Consider the following 25,596-nt stretch of genomic DNA (forward strand, 5'->3'; position numbering starts at 1 on the left):
GATTAGCTGAATAGGAGTAACCGATGACGCAACAGGAAATAGTAACAATTAATGCAGAGTTACGTGATATAACAAAAACAAAAGCGATGCATTCTCTAAGGAAGAAAGGAAACATCCCTGGAATCATATATGGAAAGGGCCATGATAATGTAAATTTGACATTGTCTGCAAAGGAATTCACAAAGCAATATAAGTCAGGCTCTCTTTCTGCACATTTGATAGAGCTGAATATTTCGGGCAAAAAGGAATATGCTCTTGTTCGCGATATCCAATTGCATGTAGTAAAGGATACTGTGCAACATGTTGATTTTCAGTTTGTTGATAAAGGCAGCGAAATTAAAATAGACATACCTCTATCATTTGTGAATGAAAGTAAAGCTCCAGGAATCAAATTAGGTGGAGTGCTTAATGTTTTGTGTCGTTCTATTGCTGTTAAATGCTCTCCTGATAAAATACCTCAGGTTATAGAAGTTGATTTATCCGGTAAAATGATTGGCCAATCTATACATATCAATGATGTAAAATTACCAGAAGGTGTTAAGTTTGTAGCTCATGAAGAAGAAAATTTTACCATTGTTACAATTTCTGCTGCCGATAGTGACGTTGAAGAACCTCAAGCAGAAACAGAGGAATAGTGCACCTGATAGTTGGGCTTGGTAACCCTGGTGGTCAATATGAGTTAACTTATCATAATATCGGCTTCATCGTAGTTGATACAATTTGCAAATATTGGAATTTCCAGTCGTTCTCTAAAAAAGCCGATTATCTAATAACCTCTGGCATAATTAATGATAATAAAATCATGTTAATAAAGCCTTATTCATTTATGAATAATTCAGGCATCCCTGTTGCAAAAATACGAAATTTTTACAAATTATCGCTAGATAATATTGTTGTCATACACGATGACGCTGATTTGGAACTTGGAAGAATAAAAATAAAGAAAGGTGGTAGCTCTGCTGGACATAATGGACTTAAATCCATAGATAGTTTTATTGGCAACGATTATTGGCGCTTGAGATTTGGAGTGGGTAGACCTGAAGATCAAAGAAGCTTAGCAGATTATGTGTTATCAAAATTTTCAAATTTTGATAATGTTACTCCCTTAGTGGAAAAAATAGCAAAAAATATACACTTAATGCTGCAAGGAGATAATACAGCTTTTATCAATTTGATTGTATAATATTACGAAACACAGGGAGTGTATGGTCCCAGAGTGTGATGGTGTGGATTTAGTATGAACAATTCAGGAGATTTTGTCCACTGTAAAGATATAAACTCAAAAGGTGTAAGACCCTTAAGAGTTTTGAGTCTTTTAGCATAATTGTAGACCATAACAAAGTCATAAAGATGCTCTTTGAGTTGCTGGTGAGACTGATAGTAATACTTCTTAACAGTGGCATTCTTTAAAGTTTTGTTCATACGCTCAACTTGCCCATTTGTCCAAGGATGGCTAACTTTTGTTAGACGGTGTTCAATGTCATTTTCTTCACAAGCTCTATCAAATATATGTTGAAAAGCGTATTTATGGCGTTTTTGGTTGGTAAATTGTATACTGTTATCTGTCAAAATAGTGTGGATTTTATATGGTAAAATTTTAATCAAATTACGTAGGCTCTGTGGACAAAATTTTAGAGAAGCCATACAAGAGCTCCAACAAAATTGAGAAAACCAATAAAAACCTCAGCAGTTTTATCAAATCTGGAAAAAATGCGCCTAAAATTTTTAATTTTACCAAAAAAACACTCAATCAAATGACGTTCTTTGTAGGCTCTGTGGACAAAAAATATGAAAAGAGAGAAAAAGATGGTAGTTTAGCCTAATAGGTAAAAAATGGAGAAACTACCATATGCAATATTACATCAAAGAGGAAAATTGGAAACAAATTTTAGAGTTCATAAAAAGCGTAAAAGGAATGCACAGCAAAGATGAAAAACGTTTAAGAATATTCATAGAGGCAGTGTGGTACATAGTGCGAAGTGGTTGCCAATGGAGACTTTTACCAAAAACTTATGGTAATTACAGGAGTATACATAAGCGATTTAAAAGATGGTGTGAAAGAGATGTCTGGAAAAAATTGCTTGAATATACTAAACAAGAGCCTGATTTAGAAGTTGCTATAATCGACGGTACGATCATCCGAGCCCATCCATGTTCATCTGGATATACAAAAAACTCCAAGGATCAAGAAGCTTTAGGGAGGAGCAAAGGTGGCTTTACAACTAAAATACATGCGCTTGTCGATGCACTTGGAAATCCACTTAAATTTACTCTGACTCCTGGTCAAAGAAATGAAATTACGCAGGCACAAGTGTTGACCGAAAGTATCTATAACTCTACTGTAGTAGCTGACAAGGGCTACGATAGCAATGCCTTTGTTACAAGTCTTGAAGACAAGGGATGTACAGTAGTTATTCCGCCAAAACGGAATCGAAAAGTGCAAAGGTATTACGATGAGCATATCTACAAAGAACGTCATTTGATTGAGTGTTTTTTTGGTAAAATTAAAAATTTTAGGCGCATTTTTTCCAGATTTGATAAAACTGCTGAGGTTTTTATTGGTTTTCTCAATTTTGTTGGAGCTCTTGTATGGCTTCTCTAAAATTTTGTCCACAGAGCCTAGCATAACCAGAAAATACACCGTTTTCTCCTATGCTTTTTATTGACAATGGTGAATAGAGAAATTTCTTATTCATAAAGCCTCCTGTAGGTTATAGTATTGGGAATTCTGTTTGCACAATGCACTGCAATGTCAAATCTATTATATGCAGTTCTCTAAAAAGGGGAAGTATTTTTTTTAGTTACAAAATAATAAAGAGACTATGAAAGCAATAAAGATCCCAGCGTCACGCGCTGGGATGAAAGTAGGGGGAAGGGTAGCTGGCTGTATGTTATGCTATGAATGTAATCTATTATTTCTCATAACTGGCTCGATGGTAACATTTTCCAGTCTTGTAGAAGGACGATCAGCATTTCGGCCTAACTCTTCTAATCTAGCATTTCTCATGACTGGTTCGATGGTAACATTTTCCAGTCTTGTAGAAGGACTACCTGAGATTGTTGCGAGCAGCTTTTGTTGCAATTCTTTTATACTCATAATTAGCTCCTATTAAAGTTTAAATGTTGCTATTACATGATGTTATAGTTTTAATCAAGATAATTCTCTATAATTAAATTTTTTGAATGAAGAGATGACGATTCGTGTAGGAATTAATGGTCTGGGTAGAATAGGCAGAGGCGTATTGCGTGCTATTTTCGAAATAGAGGAATATAGCAAACAAATAGAAGTTGTAGCTGTCAATGGATCGCTCAGTGCAAAGCAGCATGCACATTTGATTAAATACGATTCTGTTCATGGCAAATTCAGTGGTGATATTGATTTTAATGAGTCTCAAAATTGGATTTCTATAAATGGCAAAAAGTTTTCTTTATATAGAGAACGGAGCCCTGAAAATATTCCTTGGAATGTTGATGTAATACTTGAATGTACTGGTGCATTTAACAAGCGTGAAGAAGCAATAAGGCACAATGCAGAGAAAGTAATTGTCTCTGCTCCAGTTCCGGATGCTGATGTCACTATAGTTTATGGTGTGAATAACGATATGCTCGAAAAAGAGCATAAAGTGATATCAGCAGGTTCTTGCACTACAAATTGCCTTGCTCCGATTGTGAAAGTCCTACACTCCAGTTTAGGTATAAAAAGCGGTTTTATGACTACTATACATGCCTACACGAATGATCAAAATGTTCTTGATGGTAATCATAAAGATTTGCGTAGAGCAAGGGCTTGCGGACTATCTATGGTGCCAACTACAACCGGGGCAGCAAAAACAATTGGTTCTGTCATCCCTGAATTAAAAGGAAAGCTAGATGGCACTGCCGTCAGAGTTCCGGTTAGCAATGTTTCTATGGTTGATTTTAAATTTACGACTGATAAGAAAGCGACCGTTAAAGAAATCAATGAAATGTTTAAGGATGCAGCTCTCTCCTCTACGTCATTCCAGCGCGTGACGCTGGAATCTAATTTCTGGATCCCAGTGTCAGCTACTCGGATGACATCAGAGGGTACTAAGATGACAGAGGGTTATCCAATGTCAAATGTACTTTCTATATGCACGGAACCTTTAGTCTCAATAGACTTTGTACATAACCCTTATAGTGCAATTGTGGATTTAACTGGTACATATATTACAGGCGACATCTGTAGAGTTGCAGCGTGGTACGACAATGAGTGGGCTTTTTCGCTGAGAATGTTAGATATAGCACTATTGTGCTATAGTAGAGTATGAACTGGAACTCAAACAAATACGCCTCATTTTATGAGCACTTTGCGGAACTCAGAAAAAGAGTTATCTTTTGCTTTCTATTTTTTTGCGTTGCTTTTGGTTTTTGTTATTACTTTAAGGAAAATATATACCGTTTTTTACTCGCACCTTTAATAGAAGCAACAAAAGGTAGCGAAGGTTTTTCTTTAATTTACACAGACTTAACAGAGGCATTTTTTGTGTATCTCCAAGTTGCAATAATGAGCGCACTTTTGTTTTCTTTTCCTGTGTTTGCATGGCAATTTTATATGTTCTTAGCACCTGGGTTATATAAAAGTGAAAGGGCAGTGTTGTTGCCATACTTAATTGCAACACCGGTTTTATTTGTAACGGGAGCTACTGTAGTCTATTACTATATATTTCCTTTAGCCTGGAAGTTTTTCATCACTTTTGAACATAGTGGGAAATCTTTCGGTATACCAATAGAGTTTATGCCATCAGTTAGCGAATATTTAGACCTTGTTCTCCAATTTATGTTTGCATTTGGCACTGCATTTCAAATTCCAGTCATACTCACATTAATGGTGAGAGTAGGGTTACTCACTACACAAAATTTGTCAAATAAACGCAGAATCGCGATAGTGGTAATTTTTATTATTGCTGCAATCTTAACTCCACCTGATGTATTAAGCCAAGTAGGGCTTGCAATACCTATGCTGATTCTATATGAATTGTCCATTCTGATATGTAGGTATATTGAAAAAAAGAAGACAAAGATTTAAACAAAGGAATCCCTCTTATCTCCTTTATATCACATTTTTAACTTACAACATTCTTATTCAGGACTTAAATATGGAAATGTTTCATAAATTGATTGTAATACTTTGTTAAGTTCAGCCTTACTTTTGATGATCAATAATACTGTATCATCACCTGCTATAGTTCCTATAATTCCTATGTTTTTGCTATTATTTAATGAATAAATAACATACTTCTGATCTAGAAAGTAAGCCAGACTGCTAGCTTGTCCTGGTTGGGTATGTAGTACTATTAAACCAAAATCCGAAATTTGCATATTAAGTATCAATGGTAATTGATACTGGTTGATATCGATTACTTTATATACACCAGCAACTTTGGCAATTTTAAGTTTTTTTAATTTTCTTGATAAAGTAGCCTGAGGAATGTTGTGCCCTCTTTCTTTAAGCAAGGTCTGTAAATCGCTCTGCTCTAAAATTTCATGATTTTGAATAATATTTAAAATATGTTCACCTAGGCTCTGTGGACAAAATTTTAGAGAAGCCATACAAGAGCTCCAACAAAATTGAGAAAACCAATAAAAACCTCAGCAGTTTTATCAAATCTGGAAAAAATGCGCCTAAAATTTTTAATTTTACCAAAAAAACACTCAATCAAATGACGTTCTTTGTAGATATGCTCATCGTAATACCTTTGCACTTTTCGATTCCGTTTTGGCGGAATAACTACTGTACATCCCTTGTCTTCAAGACTTGTAACAAAGGCATTGCTATCGTAGCCCTTGTCAGCTACTACAGTAGAGTTATAGATACTTTCGGTCAACACTTGTGCCTGCGTAATTTCATTTCTTTGACCAGGAGTCAGAGTAAATTTAAGTGGATTTCCAAGTGCATCGACAAGCGCATGTATTTTAGTTGTAAAGCCACCTTTGCTCCTCCCTAAAGCTTCTTGATCCTTGGAGTTTTTTGTATATCCAGATGAACATGGATGGGCTCGGATGATCGTACCGTCGATTATAGCAACTTCTAAATCAGGCTCTTGTTTAGTATATTCAAGCAATTTTTTCCAGACATCTCTTTCACACCATCTTTTAAATCGCTTATGTATACTCCTGTAATTACCATAAGTTTTTGGTAAAAGTCTCCATTGGCAACCACTTCGCACTATGTACCACACTGCCTCTATGAATATTCTTAAACGTTTTTCATCTTTGCTGTGCATTCCTTTTACGCTTTTTATGAACTCTAAAATTTGTTTCCAATTTTCCTCTTTGATGTAATATTGCATATGGTAGTTTCTCCATCTTTTACCTATTAGGCTAAACTACCATCTTTTTCTCTCTTTTCATATTTTTTGTCCACAGAGCCTAGTGTGTTGTCATGCATTATGCATTTTCCTCATATTGAATATGTAATAAGTATATTTGAAATTATATTCATTATTCCTTGACTATTCAATTTTTAATGTCTATACTCATAAGATGAATAAAATATGAATATAAATTAGTAATATGAAAAAATATATTTTAAATGCTATTATAGTGATAAGTATTCTATTAACAGGATGTAAGGAAGATAAACACGATAATATCATTAGATTTGCAATTTCTGCAGATTATCCACCTTTTGAATATTATAAAAATGGTAAATTTACTGGCTTTGACATTGAGCTTGCTCAATTAGTAGCAAAAGAGTTAGGTAAAGAAGCAATGTTTAAAGATATGCAGTTTAGTACTATATTTGCAACATTACAAAGTAATTCTGTAGATGCTGCTATATCTACTATTGGTAGCACAGAAGAGCGTGAAAAAAATTTTGATTTTTCAAATAGTTATTATACAGGGGAATTTGGTATTCTATATCACAAAAATAAACCCATAGCCGGTATAAACAATTTAACTCACAAGAAGATAGCCGTTCAACTAGGAACTGTCATGGAAATTTGGCTAAAAGAGCATGTTCCTACAACAGCTCAAATTATTGCTATGGACAATAATAATCAAGCTGTAGAAACATTAAAGTCTGGTCATGTTGATGGCGTCCTAATTGATGAATTCCAAGGTAAAGTATTTAGCAAAAAAAATCCTGGTCTATCATGGTCAGCCATCGCTAAGTCAGATAATGGTTATTCTATTGCTGTGAATAAAGGATCTGATTTAAAGGATAAAATAAACGAGGCGTTAAAAAGTTTAGAAAGTAAAGGTGTAATACAAAAGATAGCAGAAAAATGGCTAGGCTCTGTGGACAAAAAATATGAAAAGAGAGAAAAAGATGGTAGTTTAGCCTAATAGGTAAAAAATGGAGAAACTACCATATGTAATATTACATCAAAGAGGAAAATTGGAAACAAATTTTAGAGTTCATAAAAAGCGTAAAAGGAATGCACAGCAAAGATGAAAAACGTTTAAGAATATTCATAGAGGCAGTGTGGTACATAGTGCGAAGTGGTTGCCAATGGAGACTTTTACCAAAAACTTATGGTAATTACAGGAGTATACATAAGCGATTTAAAAGATGGTGTGAAAGAGATGTCTGGAAAAAATTGCTTGAATATACTAAACAAGAGCCTGATTTAGAAGTTGCTATAATCGACGGTACGATCATCCGAGCCCATCCATGTTCATCTGGATATACAAAAAACTCCAAGGATCAAGAAGCTTTAGGGAGGAGCAAAGGTGGCTTTACAACTAAAATACATGCGCTTGTCGATGCACTTGGAAATCCACTTAAATTTACTCTGACTCCTGGTCAAAGAAATGAAATTACGCAGGCACAAGTGTTGACCGAAAGTATCTATAACTCTACTGTAGTAGCTGACAAGGGCTACGATAGCAATGCCTTTGTTACAAGTCTTGAAGACAAGGGATGTACAGTAGTTATTCCGCCAAAACGGAATCGAAAAGTGCAAAGGTATTACGATGAGCATATCTACAAAGAACGTCATTTGATTGAGTGTTTTTTTGGTAAAATTAAAAATTTTAGGCGCATTTTTTCCAGATTTGATAAAACTGCTGAGGTTTTTATTGGTTTTCTCAATTTTGTTGGAGCTCTTGTATGGCTTCTCTAAAATTTTGTCCACAGAGCCTAGGAGATAACTGATGCAAGAATTAATTTCTAATTTCTTGTTTGTTGGAACAGGCCTTGCCTTTACTTTAAAATTATTGATTGGAGGACTGCTTTTAGGTATGAGTCTAGGAGGGTTATTTTCAGTACTCAGATATAATAAGATCTGTATTCCATTAATTAATGGAATTATATCTGTAATACGTGGCACCCCCCTTATATTACATTTAAGTGTTGTTTATTTTATGACTCCAACCATTGCAGGAATTAAATTAAACATATTTAGTGCTGGCATTATAGCATTTGGTCTAAATAGCTGTGCTTATATTGCTGAGATTTTACGAGCTGGTATTGAAACTATATCAAAAAACCAGTTTGAAGCAGCTAAAACTTTACAAATACCTAGTTTCTATATGTGGAGAGATATTATATTACCACAAGTTGTTAAAAATATTCTTCCTGCAATGATAAATGAGATCATTGCACTTCTTAAAGAAACGGCATTAATCTCTACTATTGGTGGTATTGATATTATGCGCTCTGCGCAAATGCTTGCAGCAGAACAATTTACTTATTTTATACCACTTTGTCTTGCTGGGGCTTATTATTACGCTCTTGTATTACTAATTGAATATATAGGCAAAAAGATTGAACAGAAAGGTATACATGATAAAAATGCATAACGTTTGTAAGTTATTTAATAATGTTCCAGTACTTAATAATATTAACCTGATTATAGAACAATCTATAGTTGGTCTTGCTGGTCCTTCTGGTAGTGGTAAATCAACATTGTTACGTTGTATACAAAAACTCGAAGTTTTAGATTCTGGTAGCATTGAATGCAATGATAGTACTGGTTTTGTATTTCAGGATTTTCAACTTTTCCCACATATGACTGTCTGGGAAAATCTTACATATGCTCCCAAACTTAAAAACAAAACTCAGGATCAAAGTGATTCACTACTTGAGTCTTTGGGTATTGCCTCTAAAAAAAATGATTACCCTAGTAATCTATCCGGTGGGCAAAAACAGCGGGTTGCGCTTGCCAGAAGCTTAATGATGAATCCAAGGATTCTATTATGCGATGAGCCAACGTCTGGTTTAGATGTAGCAACAATAGTCGACGTTGTGGAACTACTACAATCAGTTAGAGATATGGGTATTACTATGATTATCGCTTCTCACAATTTGGATTTTTTAACAAAAATATCAGATCGGATTATTTTGTTAAAAAACGGAAAAATAATTGTAGATATCAATCCTAAAGAAATTGATGAACCAACAAACTATTTAAAAAATAATTATTAAAAGAGAATCACTCATATCATACTGAGAGCTATAACAGATCTTAGCATCGAAAATTACATAATGTATATTATGGAAAATAAATTACATAATATAAGAAGCAACGCTAAGAATAAAATCACATAATATAGCAAACTATAGCTAACCCAAGAAAGGTTTTCCTACGTCATACCGCCGCGATATCTCAGCATAGATTCCGCTAACAAGTAGCGGAATGACGAATTTTTGTTTTTCAAACTGTCGGTAAATCTAAGTCAGTTTAGCTATATGTGTCAAGCACTGGGATGACACCCTCCTGATGGGCCAAAATCACAATGTTCGTACAGTTATGGAATGAATCGCGGTATGACGTGTTGCTTTGATCAGCTATAAAGATGATGCTGCGGAAGTTTTTAGTACTTGCTCGCAACTTTCAACAATTTAATAGCACTGGTGTTTACAACCTCTCCGCCGACACGCTTAGTGACAAAAAACCTCACATAAGGTTTATTCGTATAAGGGTCTCTTAATATTCTCATTCCTCTGTTATCTACAATCTTATAAGCTTGTTTGAAATCTGCCATCGCAATTACTGGTAGCTGATTGTTTGGCGCTGGTGGCATATCGGCAGATTGATATACTGGTATTCCCATTAAAGTATCTGGAGCTTCAAGCGACAGACTTGGCTGCCAGAGATACTGACCTGTTTGAGATTTTAGCAGCCTGATATCCTTCAACGTACTCCTGTTCATCAAAAATGACGCATTTTTGGAATAATATTCGTCCAGAGAGTAATACAACATCATTATTGAATCACTATCTAATTTTTCAGTTTTAACTTGCTCTATTTTATTATAACTGTTTCCATTTTCATAAGCTAAAATTCCTTTTGGTTGAAAAGTGCCCTCACCCTTAATGAAGGCTTCGCTTTCTTCCTTACTAAAAGTCTCGGCAATCTTTTCCACCAGCCAACTCTCAACATCGACAAACGCATCATCGAGTAACTTTTGTGATATTTGTGGTTGAGCATATAACTCGTAAGTTGTGACGGAAATCTTTTGGATTTTGGGCGTGTCCGTATCTTTTGCAAAATCATACTTAGACTTATTGCCACCGTCCTCATCATCTACTGTTTCACTGCTCCAACCTGCACCGGCGCGGTCAAAATCTTCTATAATGTAATCCAATGTTTCAGTAGAGATTCTTTGACTGGAGCATATTTGTCGCATCGGGGACGAATCAGTTACGCGCTTGTTTATGCGTTTTACAATATGCGGAGTAACTAGGCTCTGTGGACAAAATTTTAGAGAAGCCATACAAGAGCTCCAACAAAATTGAGAAAACCAATAAAAACCTCAGCAGTTTTATCAAATCTGGAAAAAATGCGCCTAAAATTTTTAATTTTACCAAAAAAACACTCAATCAAATGACGTTCTTTGTAGATATGCTCATCGTAATACCTTTGCACTTTTCGATTCCGTTTTGGCGGAATAACTACTGTACATCCCTTGTCTTCAAGACTTGTAACAAAGGCATTGCTATCGTAGCCCTTGTCAGCTACTACAGTAGAGTTATAGATACTTTCGGTCAACACTTGTGCCTGCGTAATTTCATTTCTTTGACCAGGAGTCAGAGTAAATTTAAGTGGATTTCCAAGTGCATCGACAAGCGCATGTATTTTAGTTGTAAAGCCACCTTTGCTCCTCCCTAAAGCTTCTTGATCCTTGGAGTTTTTTGTATATCCAGATGAACATGGATGGGCTCGAATGATCGTACCGTCGATTATAGCAACTTCTAAATCAGGCTCTTGTTTAGTATATTCAAGCAATTTTTTCCAGACATCTCTTTCACACCATCTTTTAAATCGCTTATGTATACTCCTGTAATTACCATAAGTTTTTGGTAAAAGTCTCCATTGGCAACCACTTCGCACTATGTACCACACTGCCTCTATGAATATTCTTAAACGTTTTTCATCTTTGCTGTGCATTCCTTTTACGCTTTTTATGAACTCTAAAATTTGTTTCCAATTTTCCTCTTTGATGTAATATTGCATATGGTAGTTTCTCCATTTTTTACCTATTAGGCTAAACTACCATCTTTTTCTCTCTTTTCATATTTTTTGTCCACAGAGCCTAGAATTCACGCTTAAGTCTCAAGATGATAAAAATGTAACATACACAAATGGTAACTTGTCACTTACTGTTCCTGAGAGACTGAAGGACTATAATATAGGTGATAAAAGCTTATTTGACATTATAAAAGAATACTTTCAGAAATTGTGCGAGAGGCTTGGATTTTTTAAAATAAAAATAGAGCATGGTTTAGGCGATCCACTAGAAGTAAGCGACCATCTGGAAAATATGGAACCCCCTATTCGTAGTAATGAGCACGGCCTGAATTAAAATATCTTGAGCTTGTTTGCACAATCAATCACTTCAGCATTTAGAAATTGTTTTTTAAACCAGGTATACTGACGTTTCGCGTAGTGTCTCGTGTTTGTTTGAGCAATTTGTATCGCTTCGTCTAAAGTAATCTCACCTTTCAAGTACTTTATAATTTCTGGCACTCCGTGTGCTTTCATAGCTGGCAAATGTGGGGTTAGGTTCATGCTAAGTAGCTTTTTTACTTCATCAATTGCTCCATTTTCAATCATTGTAATGAAACGAGAATTTATTTTTCGGTATACATCTTCACGTTTAGGCAGAATTGTATATATCTTAAAATTATTGAATAAAGGAGGCTGTCTATTCTCTTGCCATACAAAAATTGACTTGCCAGTTTCAGTGATAACTTCAAGTGCCCTTGAAAGGCGGTGCGAGTCATTCATGAACACTTTACCTTGAATCCTTGGATCTTTGCTTAGCGCTAATTTGTAAAACTCCTCTTTACTTAAATTTTTCCTTAATTCGCTTACATTTTTCCTCACTTCCTGACTTATTTGTGGCATTGATGATAAGCCTTTGATTAAACTGCTGATGTAAAGCCCGCTTCCTCCAGTGATGATAGGTATTTGAGCATTTTCTAATGCGTGATTAACTTCTTTTTCTAAATCTTCTAACCATAGACCCACGGAATAATTTTCTTTTGCTGAAACATAACCATATAGTTTATAAAATACTTCTTGCTTTGGTGGTTGAGCAGTAATTATGGGAATTTCTTCATATACCTGCTTTGAATCACAATTTATTATACTAATATTTCCATATTTTTCTATCAGGTTATCGCATAATTCTGATTTACCTGAGGCCGTAATTCCTGTAATAATTACTATATTATTTTTCATTTATATTAATTTAATTAACATATGATAAAGTGTAGTAAAAGTTTGGATTCTACAATCTAAAGTTTGGAGATTTTTATGGCAGAAAACAACGACAATAATTCATTTACTAAGCGTTTCACAAACAGGACTCCTGGCGGTACAGGGGAAGGTTTTTCCAGTAAGTATTCGTCTCAAAACACCAAAGAACGTGCGCTAGGGGAAAAAGGAAAAATTTCTGAATTAGCAGGCAAAAAAACCGAATCCAAGGAAGCTTTTTCTGAAAGTGGCGGCATAAAAAGTAAAAGCAGAACTGTCAATGAAAGATCTTTTGCTGATGCAACAAAAAGAAGTAGGTCAGATCTTGTATACTTAGTCCGTGGTAAAGATCGTGGAAAATCAGCGTGGCATTATGTATTAGTTGATAAAGAGAAAAGAGAAATGTTTCTAGCAAAAAGCAGAACTGGCTCTATAGATGTTGCAGACTATGGAGAGATTTTGTATTCAGGATGGGGAGAGGATCCACCACAAGCAATAGTTGATAAAGTCAATGAAGAGTTTGGGTTGTAGCAAGTCTGCATAACAAATGGTAAGCTGCGTTGTATTATATTCACAAAAACTAGCGTATCTGTTTAGAGGAGTGGCTAATGTGCAAATATTGAAGCAAAGTGCGTGACACACAGCTGTACGAGCATTGCAATATGGTACATAGTAAACGATGTCATTCCAGTGCTTGACACTGGAATCCAGCTTTTTCATAATCATCAAAATGTTGTATTTTAACATAAAACGGCTACTTTTATGCTTACCAACTTAATAAAATTCCTGGATCCCAGTGTCAAGCACTGGGATGACACCATTTGTTGTAAACTCACTTTTACTCTATGGTCTTGCCGCTATCCTGAACGGATACAAACTAGCAGTTACTATATAAGATACAATGCAACAAAACTGATCTAGTTGTTATAAATAAGTTTTGAGCTATATGGTATCTAAAATAATAAATGCAACACAGAACAACTTGTTAGTGTGTTTTCCAACAGAAACAGTGTATGCTCTTGCTTGTAATGCACTAGATAATGAATCTATAGGAAAAATATATCAGATAAAGAAACGCTCTCAAAATAAACCACTGTCTATATTTGTTAGTGATATTTACAATTTGACAAAAATAGCAAAGGTAAAGGAAAGATATATTGATTTAATAAACTACTTTTCTCCTGGACCAATTACCTATATTTTACCACTTAAAAACAACAACATATTGCCAAACGAATTCTTTAAAGATAGTATAGGTATCAGAATTCCTGAGCATCCTATTGCAATTTCAATACTAAACAAACTGAAAGTTCCAATAGTTGCAACTAGTACAAATATTTCAGGAAAAAAAAGTGTATGTAAGGCAAACGATATACCACAATCCATTAAGCAACATTTATCTGTAGTGATTGAAGATGACGAACTAGTTTCTGGTATAGAATCTACTATTATTGACTTAACCGAAGATAAGATTAAGGTTTTAAGGGAAGGTGCAATTTCATTACAAACAGTAAACAACGCATTTTCAAACTAAAACCTATAGGAGAAAGAATGAAAAAAGTAATAGGCCACAACCAAGCCAAAAAAAAAATAATGAACAACTTATCTGTTCAGTCTTGGCTGATCTGTGGTAAAAAAGGTATAGGAAAAGCAACACTTGCAAAATCCTTTTCCAATTGGTTACTCATAAAAAACTATAATGAAGTAGCGTTGGACTTACACATTGTTGAAGGTGATACTATCGGAATAGAAAAAGTCAGAGAAATGAAAAACTTTCTACACTTAAGTCCCATTCAATCAGAACACAAAATAGCTATAATAGATAGCTTAGAGGTAATGACTAATAACGCTAAAAACGCAATATTGAAAATATTAGAGGAGCCGCCAAAAGATTCTAAGGTATTTATAATTAGCCATAAGCCATATGATATACAAACCACTATCCGGTGTAGGTGTTTCCAGCTAAATTTACTTCCATTAACTTATGATGAAACAAAGCAAGTTGTTTCATCTCAATGTAAATCTGATGATCAAACGTTTGATAAAATCATTACTTTATTTCCTGGAATGCCAGGAATGATAATAAATGCAATAAGTAGTGATGCTTATGAAGCATACAAATGCTTTTATAAATTTCTTCATGATTTAAAGAATCCCAATATGATTAATAAAGTAATTAATAGCGAAATCGAACTAGAACTAGCATCATATATAATTCAGGCCTTCATTTTAGAAAGCATAAAGAGAGAGGTAAATGGTGTTGAAATTCTGCTAAGTCAGTGGAAAAAAATAGATAAACTTTTCGTTGCCGCAAAGCAACTCCACTTAGATAAAAAGCATGTTTTAGCTAATGTAGTTAATATCATGACATAAGTTTACGAAGTATAATACTTTTAACATAAATTCATGATAAAATTCTGTTAATTTAATACTCGAAGTATATAATTTGACTGATAATAAATTAACTGTATGGCAATCAATAGAAGTTTTGACGAAAGCCATATTGAACATGCAGAAAAAATTAAGCTTAATTAAGAATATAGCTTCAGATCAAGACGTAACCCTAGAAAAAGGAAAGGAGTTGTTAAGTGGCATTTATGAAGCAAATTTTAAGCTAAACAAGACAATCAATATAGCTACTTTGCCAAAAATTGGCTATCATATGCTAAATGATGAGCTTGTTGTACGTAATCATATTACGGAAGAGGAAGTAAAGATTCCTAGGCTCTGTGGACAAAAAATATGAAAAGAGAGAAAAAGATGGTAGTTTAGCCTAATAGGTAAAAAATGGAGAAACTACCATATGCAATATTACATCAAAGAGGAAAATTGGAAACAAATTTTAGAGTTCATAAAAAGCGTAAAAGGAATGCACAGCAAAGATGAAAAACGTTTAAGAATATTCATAGAGGCAGTGTGGTACATAGTGCGAAGTGGTTGCCAATGGAGACTTTTACCAAAAACTTACGGTAATTACAGGAGTATACATAAGCGATTTAAAAGATGGTGTGAAAGAGATGTCTGGAAAAAATTGCTTGAATATACTAAACAAGAGCCTGATTTAGAAGTTGCTATAATCGACGGTACGATCATCCGAGCCCATCCATGTTCATCTGGATATACAAAAAACTCCAAGGATCAAGAAGCTTTAGGGAGGAGCAAAGGTGGCTTTACAACTAAAATACATGCGCTTGTCGATGCACTTGGAAATCCACTTAAATTTACTCTGACTCCTGGTCAAAGAAATGAAATTACGCAGGCACAAGTGTTGACCGAAAGTATCTATAACTCTACTGTAGTAGCTGACAAGGGCTACGATAGCAATGCCTTTGTTACAAGTCTTGAAGACAAGGGATGTACAGTAGTTATTCCGCCAAAACGGAATCGAAAAGTGCAAAGGTATTACGATGAGCATATCTACAAAGAACGTCATTTGATTGAGTGTTTTTTTGGTAAAATTAAAAATTTTAGGCGCATTTTTTCCAGATTTGATAAAACTGCTGAGGTTTTTATTGGTTTTCTCAATTTTGTTGGAGCTCTTGTATGGCTTCTCTAAAATTTTGTCCACAGAGCCTAGAGATTTTCATTACCTTAAAGTCGTTAAATCCGATCATGATAATTATAAATTAACGTTTTGTAATTTTTTAGGTAATGAGTTTTTTGAATATAAAAAGTATGATCCACAATATTCTGGCGTTTCAGATGAATATAAATTTGTGGATTTTGGTAGTGTAAAAAAGACTCATAATCTAAAATTTAAGGAATATGTTGGTCATGCACCTAAGTTTTTTGCTGCAGAAGGTCCTATTGAGCCTGGATCTCAAAACCACGCAATTGATCTATTTAGGCTAGTCAAAGATGGTAAAGGTAGCAAAGTGGGAACCCTCGCTGATGAATTTGGTTATTTTGATGATCAAAATAAATTACATTATTATAATTATCACAAAAGTGCTGAAAGTAATATTTACAATCCTGAAAATTTCAGTATAAAATGATAAATATAGATGTGAGCAAAATCGACAAATTCTACCTTATTGCGGAACAAGGTGATATAATCATTCATCCTATTTTGGAAAATTTAGACATATTTTAAAGTTTTTTAGAGTATCTAATTTTGTTGTTATTATAATTGGATTTGGTAGCATTGTGTTATGGAAGATAAATTGCTTGAATCAGTAAAAAACAAAAGTTATTTCAGTAAAGCAGTCGAATGGTATTGCCATAGGTATCTGTTTTGTGTAGCAGAAAGATCTTGGATGGCATTAATAGTATCGCTTCTCCTAGTAGGTATATGTTTATTAACATTAAACATATACCTGTTATTTCCTATTAAAAAAGATTTAAATTTTGTGAAGTATATGAACCACACAGAAGATGAGTTCTCTGCAATGCATAAGCTTAGTTTCAGTAAAAAGGAAGATGAATACACTTCCACAGCGAGGTACTTAATAAGTAAATACATTGAAATATACGAGTCCATTAAGATCGTTGAACCGAAGTACCAAGAAAATTTTATAAGAAACAATTCTATACATAAAATCTATCAAGGCTTTCAGGAAAAAACGAATAATGAAGCTGGTAATTTGTCTTTATCTAAAAGAAAAATCGCCAACATAAATGTAATAACATTATCTATTGATCGATCGACCAAGGACTTAGTTACATTTGCTGGAAATGCTACTGTAGTTTTTACAACCGAGCAAAATAAGGAGGATACTGTGGAGATTAGCTTCACTTTGTCGAATATAAAAGCAACTCTGGCTGGTATAATACCATTTAAATTTATTGTTAATGGTTATAAATACAGATAATCACATTTAAAATATTACTTGGTAGCTAAAAAAAATAACCAAAGTGCACATAGCAGTAATAACTGGAGGTAAAACTAGAAGAATTGGCGTTTTTTTAATGAAGTAATTCTGAGAAGGTTTTAAGAAAAAGGCATTGTAAATCATCGGTAAAAAGTACAGAGCGTTGAGTATAGTACTAACAATTAACACTAAAGTTACAAACACAGAAAGTATTACATTGCCAGAGTTGAAAACAGCTTGAAAAATGAGAAATTTACCCCAAAAAGTCGGAGCAGGCGGCACCCCTATCATAGACAATGCACCTATAGCAAATGCTGTCATGCTAATTGGCATACTGCGTCCTATACCGTGAATCTTATCTATATATTTCTCGCCTGTTTTCGTTATTATGCTACCTGCAACGAAAAACAAAGTGATTTTTGCAAATGCGTGGCAAACTAATTGAAAAATTGCAACTCTCATGCTGAGCTCACTAAAAATTGAAGCGAATAATATAATATACGACAATTGAGAGATGGTAGAGTAAGCAAGCAATTTCTTTAATTCTTTTTGCTTTAATGCAATCAATGATGCAGTAATAATAGTAAATCCAGCAGCGTACGGAAGCCACCCTCCAGCAAACCAACTTTGCTGCGCAAAACGTTGCATGTTACCGACACCGAAAGTGTATAATATAACTTTTATGATGATGAAAACTCCGGATTTCACAACAGCAACAGCATGCAGTAGTGCGCTTACAGGAGTTGGTGCAACCATTGCTTTTGGTAACCAAAAATGCATTGGCATTAATGCAGCTTTTCCTATTCCGTAAATCAGCATAGCAAAACACACCGCAATAAAAGTGCTGAGTGAAGTATCAAATTTGAATATTCCACCACTTACAAAGTCTAAAGTATGAAATTCATTATATAAAAGGCCTATTGCAGGAAAAAATAATACCAAAGAAGAGAAAAATAGCACGCCAAAGTAATAGCGCCCTGCAATCATTGATTCATTTGTTGAGTTGTAAGTAACCAGGGGGTATGTACTAATAGTTAGAAGCTCATAAAAGACAAATGTAGTAAGCAAATCTCCAGAAAAAGCAATAAACATTGTACAGCTAATCGATATTGAAAAAAAGCATAGAAAACTTGAGTGATTGCTATCAGCATAGTTATTCTGCATATAACATATTGCATATATACTGGTTAGTATCCACAAAAATGATATTAATAAACTGAATATCACTCCACTAGACTCTAGCTTTAAACTAATATGCAAATTATTACCAAAATCCATGAGGATAAATTGAGAATGATCACCATACACCCAATATAAAGTGCACAGACACGTATACGCAAACAGAAGTAGAGAAGAAGTGACAGTAATACTATTGTTCACTCTGGACCATTTACCAGTAAAAAAAATAGCTAACGCACTTAAAAGTGGAATCAACGCAGTAATTAATAAATAATTCTCAGTAATAAAAAATGGTAAGGAAAGATACATTAACATTAAATTTTCTGTTTAGGTAAAGCTGGAATTATACTCAAATCATAGAAAAACTGCTATGTTTTTTTGGTAAACTAGTTGCTAGGCTCTGTGGACAAAATTTTAGAGAAGCCATACAAGAGCTCCAACAAAATTGAGAAAACCAATAAAAACCTCAGCAGTTTTATCAAATCTGGAAAAAATGCGCCTAAAATTTTTAATTTTACCAAAAAAACACTCAATCAAATGACGTTCTTTGTAGATATGCTCATCGTAATACCTTTGCACTTTTCGATTCCGTTTTGGCGGAATAACTACTGTACATCCCTTGTCTTCAAGACTTGTAACAAAGGCATTGCTATCGTAGCCCTTGTCAGCTACTACAGTAGAGTTATAGATACTTTCGGTCAACACTTGTGCCTGCGTAATTTCATTTCTTTGACCAGGAGTCAGAGTAAATTTAAGTGGATTTCCAAGTGCATCGACAAGTGCATGTATTTTAGTTGTAAAGCCACCTTTGCTCCTCCCTAAAGCTTCTTGATCCTTGGAGTTTTTTGTATATCCAGATGAACATGGATGGGCTCGGATGATCGTACCGTCGATTATAGCAACTTCTAAATCAGGCTCTTGTTTAGTATATTCAAGCAATTTTTTCCAGACATCTCTTTCACACCATCTTTTAAATCGCTTATGTATACTCCTGTAATTACCATAAGTTTTTGATAAAAGTCTCCATTGGCAACCACTTCGCACTATGTACCACACTGCCTCTATGAATATTCTTAAACGTTTTTCATCTTTGCTGTGCATTCCTTTTACGCTTTTTATGAACTCTAAAATTTGTTTCCAATTTTCCTCTTTGATGTAATATTGCATATGGTAGTTTCTCCATTTTTTACCTATTAGGCTAAACTACCATCTTTTTCTCTCTTTTCATATTTTTTGTCCACAGAGCCTAGTATATGCTATAGCTATACCGCGATTCATTCCATAGCTGTATGAACATTCATTTTTGAAGGTAAATTGCACAGCAAATGGTGTCATTCCAGTGCTTGACACTGGAATCCAGTTGAGCTATTTCAACAAAAATACTGCATTTTGAGATGAACGTTTATTTGCACCAGACTTATTTACAAGTATAACAATTAAAGTCTGGATTCCAGACTGGAATGACACCCTTTTGGATGGAAAGCTACTTTCATGACATCATCATAAAGTAAAATGAGATCCCAGTGTCAAGCACTGGGATGACAAGAAAGAGGCTACTTGGGTAACTTTGTCATTCCAGTCTGGAATCCAGCCTTGCCGTAATCTCATCAAGAACGTTGTGTTTTAACATAAAACGGCTACTTTTATGCTTACCAACTTAATAAAATTCCTGGATCCCAGACTGGAATGACAAGAGAGGGTACTTGGATAAGAGGCATTGCCCTCCTGGTAGGCCCAAATTGCAATGTTCATACAGTTGTGCATAGGATGACAAAAGAGTAAACTTTATCTGTGTGAGCTATAGACGCAAATTATAACAAATGCAGTAGCGTAATCTCCATCGTCACTCAGAGAAAGATGAATCTTGTAGTCCTTTGAGATGAAATCCTTTCTGACAGCAATATATGGTTTTCCTCTTACATCGCTATATATTTCTATACCTTTCATTGTAATACCCTGACCACTGCCTAGTGCTTTAATAAAAGCCTCCTTTGCTGCAAAGCGTTTAGCAAAATACCTTGCTCGCATTTCTTGACTATTATACTTTCTACTTAGCTCTATTTCCTTTTCAGTGTAGATTCTATTGAGAAATTTTTCCCCGTATTTTTGTAATATTCTCAATATTCTTGGTATATATACTATGTCAGTGCCGATACCGTGTATCATTTTGCGCTAAAGTGATTTATTGCTTCCTCAATTTGCATTTCCTTTACCTCTCCAGTTGCTCTATTTTTTACTTCAACTATATTTTCACTTACTGCTTTCTTTCCGACAATTATTTGCCACGGCAAGCCTATCAGATCCATTCTAGAAAATTTTACTCCTACACTCCCTTCCGTATCATCGTAAAGCACTTCATCGCTTTTCAAAGCTTTGTATATTTTATCTGCAGCCTCCGGTACTTTCGTTTGTAAATTGATTAAACCAATTCTGAAAGGAGCCACCGATTCTGGCCAGATAATTCCTTTATCATCATGAAAAGCTTCTATTATTGCACCAACAAGCCTTGAAACCCCAATACCATACGAACCCATATGTATATTGACATTTTTTCCATCTTGAGAAGTAACACTTGCCTTCATAGGCTTTGAGTATTTGTCGCCAAAATAAAAAATATGCCCTATTTCAATACCCTTACTAACATTTAACTGTTCTTGTGATATAGGGCAAGTCTCAGGATTATGCATATCATCTGCAACTGCGTATATACTCTTTAAACTTTCAATATCTTCACTCTCTAGTAGTTCAGAAAATTTATTGTCATAATATAAAGTGCTCTCACCAGTGTTTGCCAATATATGAAACTCGTGGCTCAAATTTCCTCCAATTGGCCCAGTATCTGCCCTAACTCCAATTGGAGTAAGTCCCATGCGTTTGAAGATTTTTATGTAAGTTTTGTACATCAAATTATATGAATTCAGTGCACCTTCGTAATCTACATCAAAACTATACGCATCCTTCATCAGAAATTCTCTGCCTCTCATAACGCCATAACGCGGCCTTACTTCGTCACGAAACTTCCACTGAATTTGATATAAACAAAGCGGCAAATCTTTGTAACTTTTTACCGTATTTCTAATCAAATCAGTTGCTACTTCCTCGTGTGTTGGACCAAAAAGCATATCTTCCTCATACCTATCCTTTATACGCAACATTTCCTTACCGTAATCATCGTAACGCCCTGATTCTCGCCAAAGATTTGCTGGTTGCACACAAGGCATTAACACTTCAATAGCGCCAGATTTATCCATTTCATCTCTGATGATGTCTTCAATATTTTTAAGCACTAAGAGACCAAGTGGTAACCAGGAATAAATGCCAGATGCTATCTGCTTTATTAAACCTGCACGTAAAGAATATTGATGGGAGATAATTTTAGCATGGGCAGGCTTTTCCTTTAGAGTTGGTAAGTAATACTTGGATAAACGCATATAATAGATCTGATTGTATTAAGCAATCTTAATACAATCAGACCTGTAGGTAAACTTATTTTGAAAAAGAAGGGAAGTGCGTGGTGCTTCCCCGTGCAACAAATTGTCTTTGGCATGGAGACGCTTCTTTATCAAACTTTGCCATGAGACCCTTAACAAGAGAAGTAGATGAGTCTTTCACTTCAGTCACTGTTGTTGCAGGAGGAGCTTCAGGTTTCGTTTTTAAATTAACAGGCTTAGGCGGTATCGGTGGCTTTTTTGTATTTGGTTGGTGGCTTGGCGGAGCTGCAGTTTCAGGATATTGTTGATCATCATCAGATCTATAACCACTCTCGGGAGTGCTTGTTCCTTTTTTATTGTCTGATTGGGAATTTGAAGGCGTAGATTTTTTCCTGCTCTATCTCTTTCTGTTTGTCTTTGCTTTCATCTGTAGTCCAACCTGAATCGCTAATAGAATCAGAATGCTCACTTTCACTATCTGAGAATTCAATGGCTATTCTCCTTGCAAGAATAGAAGCCATATCACACTTTGTTTTTGGAGTACTCTTCTCAGGGCTTTGTTGATTTTTATTAACTGGTTTCAATGTAAAACCTCCTCTTATTTTTGCAAATAAAGCATTTTTGGAATCTGTTTGCTCACCTTCACTATTCTTTTCTCGTTTTTCCCTATTTTGTTTTAATTTTTCATCGCGTGCTTTTTTCTGTTCTTTGCTTATACCTGCCTTACCGCCAGCTTTTTTTATACTATTAAGTAAATCATTACTACCCTGTTGAGTTGATGAATTTTGAGGAGGAGGTGGTGGTGGTGGAGGTACTGCACCACTTGCTTGATTCAATTGCTCAGGAGTTGGCATAGGAGGAGGTGGTGGTGGTGCACAGCTTGATAGAGGAGGAGGCGGCGGCTGTAGCATATTGGCACTTGGATTTGGTTGTGTTCCAAACGTTACTGGAGGTGATTGAGGAGTAGGTACATTTGATTTATTCTCCAGATTAGTACAATTTTTACACACAAATTTTTGTGGTTCTTGAGATGGAGTATGGCCGAATTTCTGTCCATTAAGACCTAATTCTTTCTTATTATCATCTCTAGGCTCTGTGGACAAAAAATATGAAAAGAGAGAAAAAGATGGTAGTTTAGCCTAATAGGTAAAAAATGGAGAAACTACCATATGCAATATTACATCAAAGAGGAAAATTGGAAACAAATTTTAGAGTTCATAAAAAGCGTAAAAGGAATGCACAGCAAAGATGAAAAACGTTTAAGAATATTCATAGAGGCAGTGTGGTACATAGTGCGAAGTGGTTGCCAATGGAGACTTTTATCAAAAACTTATGGTAATTACAGGAGTATACATAAGCGATTTAAAAGATGGTGTGAAAGAGATGTCTGGAAAAAATTGCTTGAATATACTAAACAAGAGCCTGATTTAGAAGTTGCTATAATCGACGGTACGATCATCCGAGCCCATCCATGTTCATCTGGATATACAAAAAACTCCAAGGATCAAGAAGCTTTAGGGAGGAGCAAAGGTGGCTTTACAACTAAAATACATGCGCTTGTCGATGCACTTGGAAATCCACTTAAATTTACTCTGACTCCTGGTCAAAGAAATGAAATTACGCAGGCACAAGTGTTGACCGAAAGTATCTATAACTCTACTGTAGTAGCTGACAAGGGCTACGATAGCAATGCCTTTGTTACAAGTCTTGAAGACAAGGGATGTACAGTAGTTATTCCGCCAAAACGGAATCGAAAAGTGCAAAGGTATTACGATGAGCATATCTACAAAGAACGTCATTTGATTGAGTGTTTTTTTGGTAAAATTAAAAATTTTAGGCGCATTTTTTCCAGATTTGATAAAACTGCTGAGGTTTTTATTGGTTTTCTCAATTTTGTTGGAGCTCTTGTATGGCTTCTCTAAAATTTTGTCCACAGAGCCTAGTGTTTTCGGCTTATAAAAGAGTTAAAGAAAACAGAGGAGGAGCAGGTATTGATGATCTAACAATTGAAAAGTTTGATCAAGACTTAAGCAAGAACCTTTACAAGCTATGGAATAGGCTATCTTCTGGTAGTTATTTTCCACCAGCAGTCAAGGCTTGTGATATAATTAAGACAGAAGGAGGAACAAGGACACTTGGGATACCAACTGTTGCCGATCGTATAGCACAGGAAGTGGTGAGAAGTATTTTAGAACCAGAACTTGAGAAGGTATTTGATGAGGATTCATATGGTTATAGGCCAAATAAGTCAGCATTAGATGCCATAAGACCTGCTGCAAAAGGTGATTGAAAAAATGATGTGAGAGGGGTAGAAGAAGAATAAGCAGATCAAGTAAGGAAAAAAAATGAGCTTTAGTTACTATAATATGAAAAAACACCCAAGAAACTTTCGTAATATAACAGGTTTAAGTATAGAGGAGTTCGAAAAAGTAGTAGAAAAAGTGAGGTCTGGATGGAAAAAACTTGAAAAACAGAAAAAGTGTCATGGTAGAAGATCAAAACTACCAACTCTGGAAGATAAGTTGTTTTGCGTAATTTTGTACTATCGCACTTACATAACACATAGATTTTTAGGATGCCTATTCAATGTGCACAACGCAAATGTATGTAGGTTACTTAAGAGAATAGAGCCATTACTCGCCAAAAAAGTGACTATAACAAAAGATAGAAGTATGACGCCAGAAAAAATACTGAAGATTTTGGCTGATGTTACAGAACAGCAAATACAGAGGCCAGAAGATAGTAAAAAACGGAAGAAATCATATTCAGGAAAAAAAAGAACCAACACTATGAAAACTGAGATTATTATCGAAGAAGGAGGAAGAATTTTATCAGTGTCAAAGTCATACCGTGGTAGAATTAGTGATTTTCGCATAAGGAAACAAGAAAAATATTTACCACTTGATAGCATAAAACATGCTGATTCTGGATATCAAGGTTGGCAAAAATTGCAAAGCAATGTTATAATTCCATATAAAAAGTATCGTAAAAAGCCATTAACTCCAGAGCAGAAAGAGCATAATAGAAGGTTAGCATCATTTAGAATGAGAGTAGAAAATAAGATCCGAGAGATAAAGATATTTAAGATTATGTCGAATGTTTATCGCAATTTTCAGAAAAAATATAACTTGAGGTTCAATATTATTGCTGGTATTGTAAATCTTAAGCACGCCTTTTAGTTAACCTTGATTTTATTCACCCTCCTTTCCTTTTTTTTATCGCTTGATTCGCAGCAGGTCTTTAGCCAAACTTCCAGTCATAATACGCCTCCTTAACTATATTTATATTATATCAATTAACATATATCAAAAGAAATCAAACTGTATAACCTCGTCCTACACTAACTTTTATGATTACTTAATTGTGTAAAAATAACTGCAAGTGTTAAACTTGAGCTTTTATTTTTCATTATACATTTCTTACTACATGTTTATACTGCTGTCTTGCATAATAGACTATTCGAAGTTACACAAGTATTTTTTTTATTAGATAAGAGTTAGTAAG

At 34.8% G+C, this 25,596-nt stretch carries 30 protein-coding genes and 4 pseudogenes; 21 read left to right on the forward strand and 13 right to left on the reverse strand.

The window, feature by feature from the left end:
• Nucleotides 1-23: 23 nt before the first annotated feature.
• Both OPR60_RS00815 and pth read left to right on the forward strand, forming a co-directional pair.
• Entirely contained in the window at nucleotides 24-635 is a 612-nt protein-coding gene (locus tag OPR60_RS00815; RefSeq protein ID WP_010962412.1) for a 50S ribosomal protein L25/general stress protein Ctc, read from the forward strand.
• Nucleotides 635-1,183 (forward strand): aminoacyl-tRNA hydrolase, encoded by a 549-nt coding sequence (pth, locus tag OPR60_RS00820; protein WP_065094970.1) that lies wholly within the window; start codon nucleotides 635-637, stop codon nucleotides 1,181-1,183. The genes OPR60_RS00815 and pth overlap by 1 nt, the downstream gene beginning before the upstream one ends.
• A 2-nt stretch (nucleotides 1,184-1,185) precedes the next feature.
• Here pth and OPR60_RS00825 read toward each other — a convergent pair.
• Both OPR60_RS00825 and OPR60_RS00830 read right to left on the reverse strand, forming a co-directional pair.
• A pseudogene (locus OPR60_RS00825) lies at nucleotides 1,186-1,620 on the reverse strand (IS481-like element ISWpi4 family transposase); the annotation flags it as partial.
• Nucleotides 1,621-1,631: 11 nt separating this feature from the next.
• The gene (locus OPR60_RS00830; protein WP_406829580.1) at nucleotides 1,632-1,754 is read right to left on the reverse strand and encodes a hypothetical protein; all 123 of its coding nucleotides are present in this window, start codon (nucleotides 1,752-1,754) and stop codon (nucleotides 1,632-1,634) included.
• A gap of 95 nt (nucleotides 1,755-1,849) precedes the next feature.
• Between OPR60_RS00830 and OPR60_RS00835 the strand changes: the two genes are divergently transcribed.
• Nucleotides 1,850-2,602: an IS5 family transposase gene (locus tag OPR60_RS00835; RefSeq protein WP_265039632.1), complete on the forward strand. Its 753-nt coding sequence runs from the start codon at nucleotides 1,850-1,852 to the stop codon at nucleotides 2,600-2,602.
• A 294-nt stretch (nucleotides 2,603-2,896) separates the two neighbouring features.
• Here the strand turns inward: OPR60_RS00835 and OPR60_RS00840 are convergent, their stop codons facing one another.
• Nucleotides 2,897-3,097 (reverse strand): hypothetical protein, encoded by a 201-nt coding sequence (locus OPR60_RS00840; RefSeq protein ID WP_065094907.1) that lies wholly within the window; start codon nucleotides 3,095-3,097, stop codon nucleotides 2,897-2,899.
• Between the two features lie 94 nt (nucleotides 3,098-3,191).
• Between OPR60_RS00840 and OPR60_RS00845 the strand changes: the two genes are divergently transcribed.
• The gene (locus tag OPR60_RS00845; protein WP_065094906.1) at nucleotides 3,192-4,289 is read left to right on the forward strand and encodes a type I glyceraldehyde-3-phosphate dehydrogenase; all 1,098 of its coding nucleotides are present in this window, start codon (nucleotides 3,192-3,194) and stop codon (nucleotides 4,287-4,289) included.
• Nucleotides 4,286-5,047 (forward strand): twin-arginine translocase subunit TatC, encoded by a 762-nt coding sequence (tatC, locus tag OPR60_RS00850; protein ID WP_065094905.1) that lies wholly within the window; start codon nucleotides 4,286-4,288, stop codon nucleotides 5,045-5,047. Before OPR60_RS00845 ends, tatC begins: the two co-directional genes overlap by 4 nt.
• Nucleotides 5,048-5,100: 53 nt before the next feature.
• Here the strand turns inward: tatC and OPR60_RS00855 are convergent, their stop codons facing one another.
• Together OPR60_RS00855 and OPR60_RS00860 are read right to left on the reverse strand one after the other, a co-directional pair.
• Nucleotides 5,101-5,571, reverse strand: a complete 471-nt coding sequence (locus OPR60_RS00855) for an arginine repressor (RefSeq protein WP_265039694.1) — start codon at nucleotides 5,569-5,571, stop codon at nucleotides 5,101-5,103.
• The gene (locus OPR60_RS00860) at nucleotides 5,559-6,311 is read right to left on the reverse strand and encodes an IS5 family transposase (protein ID WP_265039632.1); all 753 of its coding nucleotides are present in this window, start codon (nucleotides 6,309-6,311) and stop codon (nucleotides 5,559-5,561) included. The genes OPR60_RS00855 and OPR60_RS00860 overlap by 13 nt, the downstream gene beginning before the upstream one ends.
• Nucleotides 6,312-6,534: 223 nt before the next feature.
• On the opposite strand from OPR60_RS00860, the gene OPR60_RS00865 reads away from it, so the two are divergent.
• The 4 genes from OPR60_RS00865 to OPR60_RS00880 are packed head-to-tail and all read left to right on the forward strand — an operon-like array spanning nucleotide 6,535 to nucleotide 9,394.
• Nucleotides 6,535-7,311: a substrate-binding periplasmic protein gene (locus OPR60_RS00865; protein WP_265039696.1), complete on the forward strand. Its 777-nt coding sequence runs from the start codon at nucleotides 6,535-6,537 to the stop codon at nucleotides 7,309-7,311.
• Between the two features lie 38 nt (nucleotides 7,312-7,349).
• Nucleotides 7,350-8,090: an IS5 family transposase gene (locus OPR60_RS00870; RefSeq protein ID WP_265040305.1), complete on the forward strand. Its 741-nt coding sequence runs from the start codon at nucleotides 7,350-7,352 to the stop codon at nucleotides 8,088-8,090.
• A gap of 31 nt (nucleotides 8,091-8,121) precedes the next feature.
• Complete coding sequence (locus OPR60_RS00875; protein ID WP_265039698.1) at nucleotides 8,122-8,769, forward strand: amino acid ABC transporter permease; 648 nt, start codon at nucleotides 8,122-8,124, stop codon at nucleotides 8,767-8,769.
• A complete protein-coding gene (locus tag OPR60_RS00880) occupies nucleotides 8,762-9,394 on the forward strand; it encodes an amino acid ABC transporter ATP-binding protein (RefSeq protein ID WP_245611455.1) in 633 nt (210 codons plus the stop codon). The genes OPR60_RS00875 and OPR60_RS00880 overlap by 8 nt, the downstream gene beginning before the upstream one ends.
• Nucleotides 9,395-9,783: 389 nt before the next feature.
• On the opposite strand, the gene OPR60_RS00885 is transcribed toward OPR60_RS00880, so the two are convergent.
• Together OPR60_RS00885 and OPR60_RS00890 are read right to left on the reverse strand one after the other, a co-directional pair.
• The gene (locus OPR60_RS00885; protein ID WP_265039700.1) at nucleotides 9,784-10,686 is read right to left on the reverse strand and encodes a phage major capsid protein; all 903 of its coding nucleotides are present in this window, start codon (nucleotides 10,684-10,686) and stop codon (nucleotides 9,784-9,786) included.
• Nucleotides 10,674-11,426: an IS5 family transposase gene (locus tag OPR60_RS00890; protein ID WP_265039632.1), complete on the reverse strand. Its 753-nt coding sequence runs from the start codon at nucleotides 11,424-11,426 to the stop codon at nucleotides 10,674-10,676. The genes OPR60_RS00885 and OPR60_RS00890 overlap by 13 nt, the downstream gene beginning before the upstream one ends.
• A 76-nt stretch (nucleotides 11,427-11,502) precedes the next feature.
• Here OPR60_RS00890 and OPR60_RS00895 point away from each other — a divergent pair.
• Nucleotides 11,503-11,775 (forward strand): annotated as a pseudogene (locus tag OPR60_RS00895) (hypothetical protein); the annotation flags it as partial.
• Here OPR60_RS00895 and miaA read toward each other — a convergent pair.
• Nucleotides 11,772-12,656: a tRNA (adenosine(37)-N6)-dimethylallyltransferase MiaA gene (gene miaA, locus OPR60_RS00900; RefSeq protein ID WP_265039702.1), complete on the reverse strand. Its 885-nt coding sequence runs from the start codon at nucleotides 12,654-12,656 to the stop codon at nucleotides 11,772-11,774. The pseudogene OPR60_RS00895 and the gene miaA sit on opposite strands and share 4 nt — an antisense overlap.
• A gap of 75 nt (nucleotides 12,657-12,731) precedes the next feature.
• On the opposite strand from miaA, the gene OPR60_RS00905 reads away from it, so the two are divergent.
• From OPR60_RS00905 to OPR60_RS00935, 7 genes and pseudogenes are all read left to right on the forward strand, one after another.
• Entirely contained in the window at nucleotides 12,732-13,202 is a 471-nt protein-coding gene (locus tag OPR60_RS00905; protein WP_065094523.1) for a hypothetical protein, read from the forward strand.
• Between the two features lie 415 nt (nucleotides 13,203-13,617).
• On the forward strand, nucleotides 13,618-14,205 hold the full coding sequence (locus tag OPR60_RS00910; protein WP_265039704.1) for an L-threonylcarbamoyladenylate synthase: 588 nt from the start codon (nucleotides 13,618-13,620) through the stop codon (nucleotides 14,203-14,205).
• A 17-nt stretch (nucleotides 14,206-14,222) separates the two neighbouring features.
• Nucleotides 14,223-15,044: a DNA polymerase III subunit delta' gene (locus OPR60_RS00915; protein WP_065094521.1), complete on the forward strand. Its 822-nt coding sequence runs from the start codon at nucleotides 14,223-14,225 to the stop codon at nucleotides 15,042-15,044.
• Between the two features lie 73 nt (nucleotides 15,045-15,117).
• Nucleotides 15,118-15,396: pseudogene (locus OPR60_RS00920) on the forward strand (hypothetical protein); the annotation flags it as partial.
• A 78-nt stretch (nucleotides 15,397-15,474) separates the two neighbouring features.
• On the forward strand, nucleotides 15,475-16,227 hold the full coding sequence (locus OPR60_RS00925; RefSeq protein ID WP_265039632.1) for an IS5 family transposase: 753 nt from the start codon (nucleotides 15,475-15,477) through the stop codon (nucleotides 16,225-16,227).
• 16 nt (nucleotides 16,228-16,243) lie between these two features.
• Nucleotides 16,244-16,764 (forward strand): annotated as a pseudogene (locus tag OPR60_RS00930) (hypothetical protein); the annotation flags it as partial.
• Between the two features lie 58 nt (nucleotides 16,765-16,822).
• A complete protein-coding gene (locus tag OPR60_RS00935; protein ID WP_065094519.1) occupies nucleotides 16,823-17,482 on the forward strand; it encodes a conjugal transfer protein TraJ in 660 nt (219 codons plus the stop codon).
• A gap of 6 nt (nucleotides 17,483-17,488) precedes the next feature.
• Here OPR60_RS00935 and OPR60_RS00940 read toward each other — a convergent pair whose 3' ends face one another.
• The 4 genes from OPR60_RS00940 to proS form a co-directional block, all read right to left on the reverse strand.
• On the reverse strand, nucleotides 17,489-18,970 hold the full coding sequence (locus OPR60_RS00940) for a proton-conducting transporter transmembrane domain-containing protein (protein WP_265039712.1): 1,482 nt from the start codon (nucleotides 18,968-18,970) through the stop codon (nucleotides 17,489-17,491).
• Between the two features lie 105 nt (nucleotides 18,971-19,075).
• Nucleotides 19,076-19,828: an IS5 family transposase gene (locus tag OPR60_RS00945; RefSeq protein WP_265039650.1), complete on the reverse strand. Its 753-nt coding sequence runs from the start codon at nucleotides 19,826-19,828 to the stop codon at nucleotides 19,076-19,078.
• A 618-nt stretch (nucleotides 19,829-20,446) separates the two neighbouring features.
• Entirely contained in the window at nucleotides 20,447-20,827 is a 381-nt protein-coding gene (locus tag OPR60_RS00950; protein WP_065094517.1) for a holo-[acyl-carrier-protein] synthase, read from the reverse strand.
• The gene (proS, locus tag OPR60_RS00955) at nucleotides 20,824-22,092 is read right to left on the reverse strand and encodes a proline--tRNA ligase (protein ID WP_265039716.1); all 1,269 of its coding nucleotides are present in this window, start codon (nucleotides 22,090-22,092) and stop codon (nucleotides 20,824-20,826) included. Before proS ends, OPR60_RS00950 begins: the two co-directional genes overlap by 4 nt.
• 83 nt (nucleotides 22,093-22,175) lie before the next feature.
• Between proS and OPR60_RS00960 the strand changes: the two genes are divergently transcribed.
• Complete coding sequence (locus OPR60_RS00960) at nucleotides 22,176-22,400, forward strand: hypothetical protein (protein WP_265039718.1); 225 nt, start codon at nucleotides 22,176-22,178, stop codon at nucleotides 22,398-22,400.
• 45 nt (nucleotides 22,401-22,445) lie between these two features.
• Here OPR60_RS00960 and OPR60_RS00965 read toward each other — a convergent pair whose 3' ends face one another.
• Nucleotides 22,446-23,195, reverse strand: a complete 750-nt coding sequence (locus tag OPR60_RS00965) for a WH2 domain-containing protein (RefSeq protein ID WP_265039719.1) — start codon at nucleotides 23,193-23,195, stop codon at nucleotides 22,446-22,448.
• A gap of 66 nt (nucleotides 23,196-23,261) precedes the next feature.
• Between OPR60_RS00965 and OPR60_RS00970 the strand changes: the two genes are divergently transcribed.
• From OPR60_RS00970 to OPR60_RS00980, 3 genes are all read left to right on the forward strand, one after another.
• On the forward strand, nucleotides 23,262-24,014 hold the full coding sequence (locus OPR60_RS00970) for an IS5 family transposase (RefSeq protein WP_265039650.1): 753 nt from the start codon (nucleotides 23,262-23,264) through the stop codon (nucleotides 24,012-24,014).
• A complete protein-coding gene (locus OPR60_RS00975) occupies nucleotides 24,002-24,382 on the forward strand; it encodes an RNA-dependent RNA polymerase family protein (RefSeq protein ID WP_265039721.1) in 381 nt (126 codons plus the stop codon). Before OPR60_RS00970 ends, OPR60_RS00975 begins: the two co-directional genes overlap by 13 nt.
• Nucleotides 24,383-24,458: 76 nt before the next feature.
• Nucleotides 24,459-25,271 carry a transposase gene (locus OPR60_RS00980; protein WP_265040287.1) on the forward strand — a complete coding sequence of 271 codons (813 nt, stop codon included), beginning with the start codon at nucleotides 24,459-24,461 and terminating at the stop codon, nucleotides 25,269-25,271.
• The last annotated feature ends 325 nt before the right edge of the window (nucleotides 25,272-25,596 follow it).

Source organism: Wolbachia endosymbiont (group A) of Trypoxylon clavicerum (genome assembly GCF_947251665.1).
GTDB lineage: Bacteria > Pseudomonadota > Alphaproteobacteria > Rickettsiales > Anaplasmataceae > Wolbachia > Wolbachia pipientis.